Origin of the sequence: Streptomyces sp. NBC_00435, from assembly GCF_036014235.1 — a bacterium.
Lineage (GTDB): Bacteria > Actinomycetota > Actinomycetes > Streptomycetales > Streptomycetaceae > Streptomyces.
The window spans coordinates 3,680,109-3,693,480 of sequence record NZ_CP107924.1; the positions used below are offsets into that span (position 1 = coordinate 3,680,109).

The window sequence follows — 13,372 nt, forward strand, 5'->3', positions numbered from 1 at the left end:
GTCCCTCGGTGCGTCCTCGGTCCGTAGACGCGGTCCGGCGCCCCGGGGTTGCTGCCCCGGGGCGCCGGACCGCTCCACGCCCGCACGCGGCGTCAGCCGACGCGCGTCAGCCGACGCGCGTCAGCTTCTCTCCGATGCCGGGCGCGGTGAGGTCGCTCTGCAGTGCCACCGGCACCTTGACCTGGCTCGCGCCCTCGCCGACGGTCAGCACGCCGATCTCCGAGCCCGCCCTGGCGGTCTGCGGGAGCTTGGCGGCGCTGTCACCCATCTTGACGTTGACGGTGAGCGCCGGCCAGCCGACGGCGTCGACGTCGGCGGTGGCCACGACCGGCACGCGGCCGCCGAGCCCGTCGTCCACGTAGCCGACGACATCACCCTTCTTGACGACGGGGGCGGCCGTGAGCGCCTTCTGGGTGGCGATCATGACCTCCTTGCTCGCCGCGATCGCGGTGTCGAGGATCGGCACGCCGTGCTGGCCGAGGACCGCGCCGACGATCAGCTGGTTGGTCTTGCCGACCTTCCGCTCGGCGGCGAAGAGCAGGTTGCCGCCGGCCTTCGTGGTGGAGCCGGTCTTGATGCCGAGCGAGTTGTTGCCCGGGATGAGGGTGTTGAAGTTCCGCCACTTCTTGCCCGAGGGGTCGTACCACTCGCCCATCTTGGTGATCGCGATCAGCTCCGGCATCTCGACGATCCTGAGGCCGAGCTTGACCTGGTCCTCGGCGGTGGAGACCGTCGTCGCGTCCAGACCCGAGGGGTCCGTGTACGTCGTGTTGGTCATGCCGAGTTCCCTGGCGGTGTCGTTCATCTTCTTGACGAACGCCTCCTGGCCGCCGTCCCAGCGCGCGAGCAGCCGCGCGACGTTGTTGGCGGACGGGATCATGATCGCGGCGAGGGCGTCGTACTGCGAGAGCTTGTCGCCCTCCTTCAGCGTGTTGACCGTGGACTCGCCCTCGCCGTCCTTCTTGCCCTCCTCGACCGCCGTCTTGTCGACGGGGATCATCTGGCCCTTCTCCCCCTTCTTCATGGGGAAGTCCTTGAGGATGACGTAGGCCGTCATGGCCTTGGCGACGCTGCCGATCGCGACGGGCTTCTGCTCGCCGAAGGTCCCGACGGGGCCGAGGCCGGCCGCGGCCACGTAGGCCTGGCCCTCCTTCGGCCACGGCAGGGACGGGGCCGCGCCGTCGAAGGTGTACGAGGTCTTCGCGGTCATCCGCAGCGTCGGCTCGGGCAGCGGGCGCACGAGCTGGACCACGGCGAGGACCACCGCGAGCAGCACGAGGATCGGCGCGTAGATCTTGACCCGCCGCACGGCGGTCCGGGCCGCGCTCGGCGGCGGGGGCGGGTTGTTGGTGAGGTCCGCCAGCATGTCGAGCGGCGGCTTGGGCGGCAGCGGCTGCTGCGTGGTCCGCTCGGGGGACTCCCCCTTCACGGCGGGGGCGGGCGCCGGTGCCGGTGCCGGTGCCGGGACGGCGGCCTGGGGCTTCTGGGTCCCGGGGCCGGCGGGCGCCGGGGCCGGCGCCGGTCCGGCGGAGGGCCGCCCCGTCGCCCCGTCGGTCCGCAGCGGTACGAAGGTGCTCGAGCGCTCCCCGCCGACGGCGTGCGGCGGCACCGGCCGGGACGCGGGGGTACCGGAGCCGGGGGTGGCGGTGCCGGGCTTGGCCGCGCCGGGGGTGGCGGTACCGGGCCGGGCGGTCCCGGGCTTGATGGCCCGGAACACGGCGGTGCGCTCTCTGTCGGCGGGCTCGTCGGTGGCCGGAGCGGCAGGCGTGGCCGGAGCGGCCGGAGCCGGGGGCTTCACCGCCCGGAAGACGGCGGTGCGCTCACTGTCGGCCGGCTCGTCGGCCGCGGGAGCGGCGGACGGCCTCCCGGCACCCGGAGCGGCTGGCGCGGCCGGAGCGGCCGAAGGCTTGTCGCCCGAGCCCCCGGAGCCACCCGTCGGACCGGAACCGGAACCCGCCGGCTTCGCAGGGGCAGCCGGAGGGCGCACCGCGCGGAAGACGGCGGTGCGCTCACTGTCGGCCGGCTCGTCGGCGGCGGGAGCCGCGGGCGCGGCCTGGGCAGCCGAAGGCTTGTCGCCCGGGCCCTCGGACCCACGCGCCGGACTGCCGCCCACACCAGAAGCGGAGTCAGAACCGGAACCGGAACCGGCAGCCTTGCCGGCCACAGCCGGGGGCGTCACGGCACGGAACACGGCCGTGCGCTCGCTGTCGGCCGGCTCGGCAGCCACCGGCTTCCGGGCGGCGTCGGACGGAGCGGCACCAGAACCCGTGACCGGAGGCTTCACCGTACGGAACGCGGTAGTGCGGTCGCCGGCGGCCGGCTCAGAAGCGGGCTCGGCCTTTGCCCCGGCGGACCCTGCCGGCTTCGCCGAGGACCCGGCCCCAGACGGGGCCGCGGACGGACCACCCGGGCGCTCCGAAGCGGAAGCCGAATCGGAAGCAGAAGCGGAATCCGAAGAGGCAGGCTTGTCAGCCACCGCCGGGGGCGTCGCCGCACGGAACACGGCAGTGCGCTCACTGTCGACCGGCCCCGCGGTCGGAGCGGGAGCCGGCTTGACGGCAGGCTCCGCACCCGGCTCGGCGGGCTTCGCCGCGGGCGTGTCCGAGGCCTCGGACCGGCCCTCCGGGCCGCCTGCCGCGCCGGGCGAAGCGGAACCGGAAGCGGCGGGCTTGTCACCGGCGGCCGGGGGCGTCACGGTACGGAACACGGCAGTGCGCTCGCTGTCGACCGGACCGGGGGTCGGCGCGGGCGCCGGCTTGACGGCAGGCTCCGCGCCCGGCTGGGCGGGCTTCGCCGCGGGCTTGTCACCGGCGGCACCGGCACCCGCATCCGCATCCGCACCCTCGCCGGAACCCTCGCCGGCCAGGCGCACCGCGTCCTCGGGCACCGCCTTGAAGACCGCGGTCTCCGCACCCGGCGGAACCTCGCCCGGCTCTTCGCCGGCGGCCGGGTCCTCCACGGTGGCGACCCACGCGGCCACGGCTTCCCTCAGCGGATCGCGCGCACCGGACCGTTCCCCGGACGCTTCCCCGGACGCTTCCCCGGACCGCTCCTCCGGATCCCTCGGCCGGAACACCGAAGTCCTCGGGTCACGCGCTTCGGACGACTCCGTCGCCCCCGACGCTCCTTCATCAACCGACTTGTCGGGGGACTCGCCCGCCACCAGTTCCTCCTCGATCGCCACCACGTCCGGCTGTCCGAATGTCTAACAGTGTCCCGTCTAGGGGGCATCGCCCCCGTGCTAGACGAGAACGACATAGCTGACGGTTCCCCCGCAAAGCGGTCAGGCGCTCTCGACAGATGAATGTGAGAGGCGTCACCCTGTCACTCATCCACGCGGGGAGGCATGGATGGGCAGGAGCCGCAGAACAATTCCGGAGGAGCTTCTGCTGCTCGCTTTGGACCCGGCAACGGGTACCACGGCGCAGCCGCAGTCGCTCGACCTCGGCCTGGCCGGGGCACAGCTAGTGGAGCTGGCTCTGGCAGGACGGATAGCCCCTGATGGGGATCGTATCGCCGTGGTGATGCCACGGCCGACAGGAGATCCGACTCTGGACTCCGCACTGGAACTGCTGCGCAGGCGCGGCAGTCCGGTTCGGGCGGTCCACTGGATCGGCGGACCCCGCCTGGGGCTCCGCCAGATTTACCTCGCTCACCTGGAGCGTTGCGGCATGGTCCATGCCGTCGCGGGCCAGATGTGCGGGGTGCTGCCGACGACTCGCTACCAAGCGACCGACACAGCGATCAGCCGGGAGATCCGTGGCCGGCTGGACAGTGCGATCCGCACCGGTGTACCGCCGGACCCGCGGACCGCGGCGCTTGCCGCACTGGCCCACGCGGTCGGACTCGGCAAGCACCTGTACCCCGGCAACGAGGGGCGCTCGTCCAGGTCCCGGCTGCGGGACCTGATCAGGCACGACCCGATGGGCGGACTGGTGGCTCACGCCGTCATGGACGTCCAGAACGGTGTGGCCGCGCAGCCACGCCGCGACCGGGCACCGGCCCCACAGCCCGCCCGGGCCACGGCCGCAGCCGTTCCGCTGCAGCCGCGCCGGACGGGTGCCATGGCCCGCGCGGCCGCGCACTGATCCACCAGCAGGACACGTAGAACAGCACTACAGCAGGACAGCGGGACAGCACCAAAGCAGGCCGGCACCACAGCAGGACAGGCAGCACGCGCAGCACACGTAACGCCACCGCCGTGACCGGCGTCCCCAGGACCCGGTCCGGGAGCCGCCAGCGCGCGGGGTGGCGAGGCCGGTACCCCGGCCCCGCCGCCCCGCGCGTTTGCTTTCCCCTTCGATCGGGACCCGATCCGGGCCGTTCCCCAGCGGGCCCCCGTGCTTCGGTGGCAGTCTGCTCACCATCAGACACGCAGAGAGACAGCAACAGAAGAAGGCGGAGGTGCCGTTCACGTGGCGTCCAATGTCAATCCCACCGTCCGACGCCGCCGACTGGGCATGGAGTTGCGAAAGCTCCGCGAAGACAAAGGCATGACCGCCGAACAGGTCGCTGAGCGCCTGCTCGTCTCCCAGTCGAAGATCAGCCGGCTGGAGAACGGCCGCCGTTCCATCAGCCAGCGCGACGTCCGCGACCTGTGCGACGTCTACGAGGTCGAGGACCGGCGGCTCGTCGACTCCCTCATGCAGATGGCCAAGGACTCCCGCCAGCAGGGTTGGTGGCACGCCTTCGGCGACATCCCGTACAGCGTCTACATCGGCCTGGAGACGGACGCCGCCAGCCTGCGCACCTACGAGCCCTTGGTGATCCCGGGGCTGCTCCAGACCCCGGAGTACGCCCAGTCGCTCGTCCGCGGCGCGTGGCCCGAAACGGCTCCGGTCGACGTGGAGAAGCGCGTCCAGGTCCGGATGCACCGCCAGAAGCGGCTCTCCGAGACCGAGAACAGCAATCCCGAGATCGGGCCGCTGCGCCTGTGGGCGGTCATCGACGAGGCGGCCCTGCGGCGCCACGTGGGCGATCCGCAGCTCATGATCCGGCAGTTGGAGTACCTGATAGAGCAATCGGAGAAGCCGCACGTCACCGTCCAGGTGATGCCCTTCTCGATGGGGGCCCACCCGGGCGTCAACGGCCAGTACGCCATTCTGGAATTCCCGGACGCTTCCGACTCCACGGTCGTCTACATCGAAGGCGTGACGAGCGACTTGTACCTGGAGAAGGCCAACGACGTTCAGAAATACAGCGTGATGTACGAACATCTGCGTGCACAGGCTCACAATGTGGACCAGACCAGGCAGTTCATCTCGCGGATCATCGAGGACTTCGCGGGCAAGGGGAAGTGAGGATCGGCGAAAAGGCCGGTACGGTACACCGTCACTCCCCGGCCACAAAAGGCCTGAATGGAATATGCCACTCGGTCGGGTGAACGCCCCCTTCGTATACCGGGAGCTGCGGGTAGCGTCGATCACGTCAGCCGGAGCAATGGCCGACATGACACCGGAACCACTCGCTGAACCGGAGAAAAACATGGCTATTCGTCAAGGTGCAACGGAAAACTGGACCAAGTCCTCGTACTCCGCCAACGGCGCCTGCGTCGAGGTCAAGTCCCCCGTCATGGAGGCCATCGCGGTCCGTGACTCGAAGGTGCAGGACGGTCCGTCCCTCACCTTCGCGCCCGGCTCCTGGACCTCGTTCGTCGCCGACGTGACCGAGGGCCGGCTGGGACGCCTCGCCTGAACATCGAGGCGAGCATCCCAACCACCGTCACACGTACAGCGCCACATGTACGACCTGCGCGAACTGCACTACCTGCACCACTGACTGGAGCCCTCTCGACCGGCCCGCCGTCCTGGCCGAGGGGGCTCGGCCATGCCCGCCCGGACCGTGCCCCCGTCCGCAACGGCGTTACCGCACTACCGCAGCTGGTCGACGTACCGGTCCGTCCCCGGCACCGTCGGGATGAACGGCGCCACCAGCTCGACCCGCCCCAGCCCTGTCTCCGCCACCTCGGTGTCCAGCCCCTGGAACCGGTCCCAGCAGGTGCGCGGGTCGGCCTCCAGGAACCACAGCAGGGTCAGCCGGGTGTCGACGCCCTCCACCTGCTTCACGTAGGTCATCCGGTCACCGGGCAGCGGCGTCGGCCGGAAGACGGTCACCATCGCGGCCGGTGAGCCGGCCAGCCGCTTCGGCAGGGCGCGCGAGCGCAGCCACTCCAGCAGCTCGGCCCGCTGCCCGGGCCCGTCGGCGTCGACGACCTGGACCACGAGCCCGCCGTAGGGGTGGTCGAGGGCGTGGAAGTCGCGGGGGCCCGCGGCGCCGTCGCGGTAGACGGTGGCCTCGTGGTCCTGGAACGCGGTGAAGACGTGGGTGCGGTCCTGGTAGACCCGGCCGTCGCGGTTGAGGCGCTTGTTGATGCCGACGGTCCACTTCATGTGCTCGTCGTAGCGGCCCTCGGTGACCCAGTACGTGGATATGTAGCACCCTGCGGTGACGGGCTGGGCGACGGCCGACTTCTCCGGGTAGCGCAGCCCCTGGAGGTCACGGGTGGCGACCCAGCGGCGGCCGGCGTACATCCAGGGCATGGCCATCGCGCCGGCGTAGTAGTGGTCGTCCTCGTACCAGCGGTTGTACGCGAACTCGTGGCCGGGATGCGGTTCGACCATGGTGATCAGCGCGTGGCCGGGGTGGACCCCGTAGGGGCCGACCGAGGCGAGCTCGGCGTAGTCGTCGGCTCGGGTCTCGGCTCGGGTCTCGGCTCGGGTGTTCCGCTCGTCTGCTGTCATGGGGAACGGTCTAGCTGATAGGGCGTCAGATAGGGAGCCCCTGGGGCCGTTCAGCATCCGATACATAGGTGCCGTCTACACATTCATGCGGTTACGATGCGCGCACCCGCCTCCCGAAGGAGCCCCCGTGCCCGCCCCCGCACCCGGCCTCGCCCCCGTCGGCCCCGCCGCCACCCCCGCCGTCGCGCCGCCGCCCTTCGCCGCCCGGATCCGTACGACCGCGCCCTCCGCCGTCCGAGAGATCCTCGCCGTCACCGCGCAGCCCGGCATGATCTCCTTCGCCGGCGGGCTGCCCGCGCCCGAGCTCTTCGACGCCGAGGGGCTGCGGGCCGCGTACGACAGCACCTTCGCGAACTCCGCCCGCCGCGCCCTCCAGTACTCGACCACCGAGGGCGCACCCGAGCTGCGCGCGGTGGTGGCGGCGCGGCTCGACCGGCGGGGGCTGGCGACCACCGCGGACGACGTACTGATCACCACCGGCTCCCAGCAGGGGCTCAGCCTGCTCACCACCGCGCTGATCGAGCCGGGCGACTCGGTCCTCGTCGAGAACCCCACCTACCTGGCCGCGCTCCAGGGGTTCGCGCTGGCCGGCGCCCGGGTGATCCCCGTGCCGTGCGACGACGAGGGCATACTCCCGGACGCGCTGGCGGAGCTCGTCGCCCGCGAGCGCCCCAAGCTGCTCTACACGGTCCCCACCTTCCAGAACCCGACCGGCCGCACCCTCCCCTCCGCCCGCCGGGCCGAGGTCGCGGCGGTCGCGGCTCGGCTCGGACTGTGGCTGCTGGAGGACGACCCGTACGGGGACCTGCGCTACGAGGGCCACGACCTGCCGTGGCTCGCCGCGCACCCGGGGGCGGAGGACCGCACCGCGCTCCTCGGGAGCTTCTCCAAGGTGATGGCGCCGGGGCTCCGCCTCGGCTGGCTGCGCGCCCCGGCCGCGCTGCTGCGCGGGGTGGTGCTCGCGAAGCAGGCGGCCGACCTGCACACCTCGACGGTGGACCAGCTGGCGGCGGCGCAGTACCTGCGGACGGCGGACCTGGACGCGCACGTGGCCCGGGTCCGCGACGCCTACCGGATCCGGCGCGACGCCCTCCTGGCCGGGCTGCCCTCGGGCCTGCCGCCGGGCTCCACGTGGAACCGCCCGGAGGGCGGCATGTTCGTCTGGGCCCGCCTCCCGGAGGGCCACGACGCGACGGCCCTGCTCCGTGCGGCGGCCGCGCGCGGTGTCGCCTTCGTCCCCGGCGCCCCCTTCTTCGCCGGGCCCCCGGACCCCCGCACGCTCCGCCTGTCCTTCACGACCCACACCCCGAAGGAGATCGAGGAGGGCTTCGCCCGCCTCTCGATGGCGTGACCCTCCGGGGGCTGCGCCGGGGGCCGGGCCGCAGACGGGGCACGGGCGGAACCCTGACGCCCCGGACGGCCCCCTGGGGCTCCGCCCCGGACCCCGCGCCTCAAACGCCGGCGGGGCTGGATCTACCGACTGCCGACGGGCACGTGCGGGCTGGATTTCCCAGACCGCCGGCCGGCACACGCGGGCTGGACGCTCCGGGCCACCGGCAGGCACACACGGGCCGGACGCTCCGGGCCGCCGGCGGTCACGTGTCGGACGGTATCGGCCACATCCAGCCCCGCCGGCGTTCGAGGCGCCGCCGGAGGCCGTGGAGTGCCGTCGGTGCTCGAGGCGGTTCCTCGGCCGCTCCGGCGATCGAGGAGCGGGGGGCCGGGGGCCGTCGCCCCGTTGCCGCGGCGCGCACCCGCACCCCGCCCCCGTCCCGCCCCTTCCCTCCCCGCGCCCCGCGCCGTAGCCTGACGCCCCGTCAGATACAGGCCGGTGTCGTCCAGGAGGCCCTCACCATGTCGCTGCTGCTCCAAGGCAAGACCGTCATCGTCTCCGGCGTGGGTGCCGGACTCGGGCACCAGGTGGCCGCCACCGTGGTCCGCGACGGCGGCAACGCCGTGCTCGGGGCGCGGACCGAGGCCAATCTGGCCAAGTCCGCCGCCGAGATCGACCCCGACGGCGCGCACACCGCGTACCTGCCGACCGACATCTCCGACGAGCGCCAGTGCGAGGCCCTCGCCGCCCTCGCCCAGGACCGCTTCGGCGGTGTCGACGCCGTCGTCCACGTCGCCGCCTGGGACTCGTACTTCGGCGGCCTCCAGGACGCCGACTTCGGCACCTGGCAGCAGATCCTCGACGTGAACCTCCTCGGCACGCTGCGCATGACCCGCGCCTGCCTGCCCGCGCTCAAGCGCACCGGAGGCTCCGTCGTCATCATCGGCACCCAGTCCGCGATCGCCTCCCCCAACGAGGTGCAGCAGGCCGCCTACGCCGCCTCCAAGGGCGCGCTGACCTCCGCCATGTACTCCATGGCCCGCGAGCTCGGCCCGCACCGCATCCGCGTCAACACCGTGCTCCCCGGCTGGATGTGGGGACCCCCGGTCCAAGCCTTCGTCACCTTCACCGCGCACACCGAGGGCGTGCCCGAGGCCGAGGTGCACGCGCGGCTCACCGACCGCATGGCACTGCCGGATCTGGCCACCGACGGGGACGTCGCCGACGCCGCCGCCTTCCTCGCCTCCGACCGGGCGCGGGCGATAACCGGCCAGTCCCTGCTGGTCAACGCCGGTGAGCTGATGCGATGAGCCACTCCGCCCCGGAGCGAGCGGATCGTATGCTCGGCCCATGACCACTCCGAGTGACGCTCCGACCGAGAACTCGATGCGCCGCGCCCTCCGCCGCGCCCGCGACGGCGTCGCGCTCGACGCGACCGAGGCGGCCGTACTCCTGCAGGCGCGCGGCGAGGACCTGAAGGACCTCGCCGCCTCCGCCGCCCGCGTGCGGGACTCCGGACTCGAAGCCGCCGGCCGGCCCGGCGTCATCACGTACTCGCGCAAGGTCTTCATCCCCCTGACCCGCCTGTGCCGCGACAAGTGCCACTACTGCACCTTCGTCACGGTCCCGGGCAAGCTCCGCCGCGATGGCCACGGGATGTACCTGTCCCCCGACGAGGTCCTCGACATCGCCCGCAAGGGCGCGGCCATGGGCTGCAAGGAAGCCCTGTTCACGCTCGGCGACCGGCCCGAGGACCGCTGGCCGGAGGCCCGCGAGTGGCTCGACGCGCACGGCTACGACGACACCCTGGCCTACGTGCGCGCCATGGCGATCCGCGTCCTGGAGGAGACCGGTCTCCTCCCCCACCTCAACCCCGGCGTGCTGTCCTGGTCCGACCTCCAGCGCCTCAAGCCGGTGGCCCCGTCGATGGGCATGATGCTGGAGACCACCGCGACCCGTCTGTGGTCCGAGCCCGGCGGCCCGCACCACGGCTCCCCCGACAAGGACCCGGCCGTGCGGCTGCGCGTCCTGGAGGACGCGGGCCGCTCCAACGTCCCCTTCACCACCGGGGTCCTCATCGGCATCGGCGAGTCCTACGAGGAGCGCGCGGACGCCTTCTTCGAGCTCCGCCGGATCCAGCGCAGCTACCACGGCATCCAGGAAGTCATCGTCCAGAACTTCCGGGCCAAGCCCGACACCGCCATGCGCGCCATGCCCGACGCGGAGTTGGAGGAGCTCGCGGCGGCCATCGCCGTGGCCCGCCACATCCTCGGCCCGAGCGCCCGCGTCCAGGCCCCGCCGAACCTGGTCGACTCCGAGTACGCCCTGCTCATCGGGGCCGGCATCGACGACTGGGGCGGCGTCTCGCCGCTCACCCCCGACCACGTGAACCCCGAGCGCCCCTGGCCGCACATCGAGGAGCTGGCCGAACGCACCGCGGCCGCCGGCTTCGAGCTCCGCGAACGGCTCACCATCTACCCGGAGTTCCTGCAGCGCGGCGAGCCCTGGCTGGACCCCCGGCTGCTGCCGCACGTACGCGCGCTGGCCGACGCACAGACCGGCCTGGCGGACGAGTCCGCGACGGTGGAGGGGCGCCCGTGGCAGGAGCCCGACGAGGGCTTCGCCGCCTACGGACGCACCGACCTGCACACCACCATCGACACGCGGGGCCGTACCGGTGACCGCCGCGAGGACTTCGACGAGGTCTACGGCGACTGGGAGGCCCTGCGCGAGGCGGCGGCCCCCGGGATGGTGCCCGAGCGCATCGACACGGACGTACGGGCGGCGCTCGCGCAGGCCGCCGACGACCCGACGAAGCTCACCGACGACCAGGCGCTCGCACTGCTGCACGCGGACGGCCCGGCGCTGGACGCGCTGTGCCGGATCGCGGACGACCTGCGCAAGTCCGTGGTGGGCGACGAGGTCACGTACATCGTCACCCGCAACATCAACTTCACCAACGTCTGTTACACCGGCTGCCGCTTCTGCGCCTTCGCGCAGCGCCGCACGGACGCGGACGCGTACACCCTCTCGCTCGACCAGGTCGCCGACCGGGCCGCGCAGGCGTGGGACGTGGGCGCGGTCGAGGTGTGCATGCAGGGCGGCATCCACCCGGACCTGCCCGGGACGGCCTACTTCGACATCGCGCGGGCGGTCAAGGAGCGCGTCCCCGGCATGCACGTGCACGCCTTCTCCCCGATGGAGGTCGTCAACGGCGCGACGCGTACGGGCATGTCCGTACGGGACTGGCTGACGGCGGCCAAGGAGGCCGGGCTCGACTCCATCCCGGGCACGGCGGCGGAGATCCTGGACGACGAGGTCCGCTGGGTCCTCACCAAGGGCAAGCTCCCGACGGCGGACTGGATCGACGTGGTCACCACCGCGCACGAGCTGGGCATCCGGTCCTCCTCCACGATGATGTACGGGCACGTGGACCAGCCCCGCCACTGGCTGGGCCACTTCCGCACCCTGTCCCGGATCCAGCAGCGCACGGGCGGTTTCACGGAGTTCGTGACGCTTCCCTTCATCCACACCAACGCTCCGGTGTACCTGGCGGGCATCGCCCGCCCCGGTCCGACGGTCCGGGACAACCGGGCGGTCACGGCGATGGCGCGGATCCTGCTGCACCCGCACATCACCAACATCCAGACCAGCTGGGTGAAGCTGGGCGCGGAGGGCGCGGCCGAGATGCTCCGCTCGGGTGCCAACGACCTCGGCGGGACCCTCATGGAAGAGACCATCTCCCGGATGGCGGGCTCCAGTTACGGCTCGTACAAGTCCGTACAGGACCTGATCGCCGTGGCGGAGGCGGCCGGTCGGCCCGCGAAGGCCCGTACGACGCTGTACGGGGAGGTCCCGGCGGAGCGCCAGGAGGCGGCCCGCGCCTCGGACGGTCACCTGCCGGAGCTGCTGCCGGTCCTGGACTGAACGCGCGCGGGCCCGGCCGGGGGACGGCCCGGCCGGGCCCGCGCACTTGGGGGTGGACGGCCGCTCAGCCGACCAGGAGGTCCTTCTTCAGCTGCTTCAGCTCGCGGGAGTCGATGCCGAGGCCGCTCTTGAGGTAGTTGTCGAAGGTGCCGTACTTGGCGGTGACCTCGTCGTACCCGGCGTTGAGGTACTCGGGGCGCACGTCGAGCATCGGCTTGTACACGGCGGCCTGGGCGGCCGGCAGGTGCGAGAGGACCGCGTCGTTGGCGGCCCTGCGGTAGTCGTTGCTGGCCAGGTAGTCGGCCATCACGGTCTCGCCGGGGACGCCGAGGGCGGTCAGCAGGGAGGCGTTCGCCCAGCCCGTGCGGTCCTTGCCCGCGGTGCAGTGGAAGAGGACGGCACGGCCCCGGTCCCGCTCGATCCCTTCGAAGACCTGGGTGTAGGCCTTCTTGCCGCCGTCCCCGCTGACCATGGACTTCTCGGCGTCGACCATGGCCTTGACGGCCGCCTCGGGCGAGGTGGGCATGGTCTGGAACGACGGGGAGCCCGCGAAGACGTCGGCGACGACGTAGGCGGCACCGGCGGGGACCTTGTCGGCGTCCTTGGTGCGCTCGCTCTCCATGCGGAGGTCGAAGACCGTCCGGACGCGCAGGCGCTGGAGCTTGGCGAGGTCGTTGTCGGTCAGCTTGTTGAGGGCGTCGGAGCGGTAGATCTCGCCCATCTTGACCCACTGGCCGGTGGAGGTGCGGTAGCCGCCCGCGTCACGGAAGTTGGAGGTGCCCTCCAACTTGATCAGCCGGTCGGACAGGCGCAGCCCCTCGCCGCGTGCGGGCTCGAAGTCGAACCACTGCCGGTCGGCGGCGGGCAGCCCGCTGACCACGGCCTGTCCCTGGGCGCCGCCCTTGGCGACGACCTTGCCGTTCGCCCTGATCTCGACGCGCCGGGTGCCCTTGGCATTCCACTTCAGGGTGTACGACCCGTCGGCGCCGGCGGTGACGGTGGCCTCCGTGAAGGGGATGGCGGACCGGCCGTGGTGCTGGCCGGCCCAGGGGAAGTCCCAGCCGGAGGCGGTGGCGGCGGGGGCCGCGACCAGGGTGAGGGTGAACGTGGAGGCGACGACGGTCGCGGCGAGCAGTGCCTTCTTCATGTCTCCGAGGCTGTTGGCCTCGGGATAACGCCGCGTGAACACGGCATGGCCGAAACCGGCCGGCGGGAAGGCAACTGTCAAAACGTGCCATGCGCCTGGCCGGCGGGACATCCAGCCCCTCCGGCGTCAGAGGTGCGGGGGTCCGGCGGCTGGCCCCCGGCAACGGCGCCGCACGTGGCAGTGGGCGCCGCCCCGCATCCGTCGAGCCCGGGTCCGCCCGAGGCC

Annotated in this window: 9 protein-coding genes; 6 read left to right on the plus strand and 3 right to left on the minus strand. The window is 72.4% G+C overall.

Annotated elements, in window-relative coordinates; genetic code table 11:
- Nucleotides 1-106: 106 nt before the first annotated feature.
- Entirely contained in the window at nucleotides 107-3,187 is a 3,081-nt protein-coding gene (locus OG389_RS16830; RefSeq protein ID WP_328299308.1) for a serine hydrolase, read from the minus strand.
- Between the two features lie 163 nt (nucleotides 3,188-3,350).
- Here OG389_RS16830 and OG389_RS16835 point away from each other — a divergent pair, with 163 nt between their 5' ends.
- The 3 genes from OG389_RS16835 to OG389_RS16845 all read left to right on the plus strand — a co-directional run bounded on the left by OG389_RS16835 (nucleotide 3,351) and on the right by OG389_RS16845 (nucleotide 5,694).
- Nucleotides 3,351-4,088 carry a GOLPH3/VPS74 family protein gene (locus OG389_RS16835; RefSeq protein ID WP_328299309.1) on the plus strand — a complete coding sequence of 246 codons (738 nt, stop codon included), beginning with the start codon at nucleotides 3,351-3,353 and terminating at the stop codon, nucleotides 4,086-4,088.
- 327 nt (nucleotides 4,089-4,415) lie between these two features.
- Nucleotides 4,416-5,300: a helix-turn-helix domain-containing protein gene (locus OG389_RS16840; RefSeq protein WP_328299310.1), complete on the plus strand. Its 885-nt coding sequence runs from the start codon at nucleotides 4,416-4,418 to the stop codon at nucleotides 5,298-5,300.
- 184 nt (nucleotides 5,301-5,484) lie between these two features.
- The gene (locus OG389_RS16845) at nucleotides 5,485-5,694 is read left to right on the plus strand and encodes a DUF397 domain-containing protein (protein ID WP_328299311.1); all 210 of its coding nucleotides are present in this window, start codon (nucleotides 5,485-5,487) and stop codon (nucleotides 5,692-5,694) included.
- A 176-nt stretch (nucleotides 5,695-5,870) separates the two neighbouring features.
- Here the strand turns inward: OG389_RS16845 and OG389_RS16850 are convergent, their stop codons facing one another.
- A complete protein-coding gene (locus OG389_RS16850) occupies nucleotides 5,871-6,740 on the minus strand; it encodes a hypothetical protein (RefSeq protein ID WP_328299312.1) in 870 nt (289 codons plus the stop codon).
- A gap of 127 nt (nucleotides 6,741-6,867) precedes the next feature.
- Here OG389_RS16850 and OG389_RS16855 point away from each other — a divergent pair, with 127 nt between their 5' ends.
- The 3 genes from OG389_RS16855 to OG389_RS16865 all read left to right on the plus strand — a co-directional run bounded on the left by OG389_RS16855 (nucleotide 6,868) and on the right by OG389_RS16865 (nucleotide 12,000).
- On the plus strand, nucleotides 6,868-8,091 hold the full coding sequence (locus OG389_RS16855; protein ID WP_443059292.1) for an aminotransferase-like domain-containing protein: 1,224 nt from the start codon (nucleotides 6,868-6,870) through the stop codon (nucleotides 8,089-8,091).
- A 503-nt stretch (nucleotides 8,092-8,594) separates the two neighbouring features.
- Entirely contained in the window at nucleotides 8,595-9,383 is a 789-nt protein-coding gene (locus tag OG389_RS16860; protein ID WP_328299313.1) for an SDR family oxidoreductase, read from the plus strand.
- A gap of 40 nt (nucleotides 9,384-9,423) precedes the next feature.
- Nucleotides 9,424-12,000 carry a bifunctional FO biosynthesis protein CofGH gene (locus tag OG389_RS16865; RefSeq protein WP_328299314.1) on the plus strand — a complete coding sequence of 859 codons (2,577 nt, stop codon included), beginning with the start codon at nucleotides 9,424-9,426 and terminating at the stop codon, nucleotides 11,998-12,000.
- Between the two features lie 64 nt (nucleotides 12,001-12,064).
- Here OG389_RS16865 and OG389_RS16870 read toward each other — a convergent pair whose 3' ends face one another.
- Entirely contained in the window at nucleotides 12,065-13,147 is a 1,083-nt protein-coding gene (locus OG389_RS16870; RefSeq protein ID WP_328299315.1) for a tyrosine-protein phosphatase, read from the minus strand.
- Between the last annotated feature and the right edge of the window lie 225 nt (nucleotides 13,148-13,372).

Coding starts and splice junctions, on each gene's coding strand:
- OG389_RS16835 (WP_328299309.1), top strand. CDS start 3,351: ATGGGCAGGAGCCGCAGAACAATTCCGGAGGAGCTTCTGCTGCTCGCT.
- OG389_RS16845 (WP_328299311.1), top strand. CDS start 5,485: ATGGCTATTCGTCAAGGTGCAACGGAAAACTGGACCAAGTCCTCGTAC.
- OG389_RS16850 (WP_328299312.1), bottom strand. CDS start 6,740: ATGACAGCAGACGAGCGGAACACCCGAGCCGAGACCCGAGCCGAGACC.
- OG389_RS16860 (WP_328299313.1), top strand. CDS start 8,595: ATGTCGCTGCTGCTCCAAGGCAAGACCGTCATCGTCTCCGGCGTGGGT.
- OG389_RS16865 (WP_328299314.1), top strand. CDS start 9,424: ATGACCACTCCGAGTGACGCTCCGACCGAGAACTCGATGCGCCGCGCC.
- OG389_RS16870 (WP_328299315.1), bottom strand. CDS start 13,147: ATGAAGAAGGCACTGCTCGCCGCGACCGTCGTCGCCTCCACGTTCACC.